Raw genomic sequence first — 542 nt, forward strand, 5'->3', positions numbered from 1 at the left:
TTATCAGTTTTGGATGCGCAACGTCAGCAACGCATGATGCAAGATCAGCAAATCGCGGCAAAGTTACAAACCGCACAAGCTACGATTGCGCTCTACAAATCACTTGGTGGTGATTGGACGCTACAACCAGAAGCACAACCCGAAACGAATGCCAAAGGTTAGGTTTCTTACAAGCCTCACACCTTTGCATCATAACGGATGCCGTTAAATCGGTTAAAAAGAGGCCACTTAGATGGCCTCTTAGTTTGTGAGGCAAATATTTCTACCACCTATACCCTCTCTCGGTTGTATAATGCCGGCTCTGAAATATTTTGTTACGTTACTTCGGTAACCCCTGAGATTACAACATGAACAACAGCAGATGGGTCGGCTTGCTCGGCGGCACGATCGCTTTACTTTGCACATTTCTCCTATTCGGATCTTCCGTTCATGCTGATTGGTACATGATGCCTGCAGAAGCAGTGAACGGCATCGCATTTACACTGGATTTCGGGCTAGGGCTGAATAGCATTTTTGCCTACGTCACAGCATTCATTACGCTC

Annotated in this window: 1 protein-coding gene; it reads left to right on the top strand. The window is 46.3% G+C overall.

Going from position 1 to position 542, the window contains the following annotated elements; all coding sequences use genetic code 11:
- Positions 1-347: 347 nt before the first annotated feature.
- Positions 348-542: hypothetical protein (locus tag R7R78_RS28915; RefSeq protein WP_225474944.1), on the top strand; the 195-nt coding region annotated here is incomplete at its 3' end.

Source organism: Vibrio sp. 2134-1, from assembly GCF_033339495.1.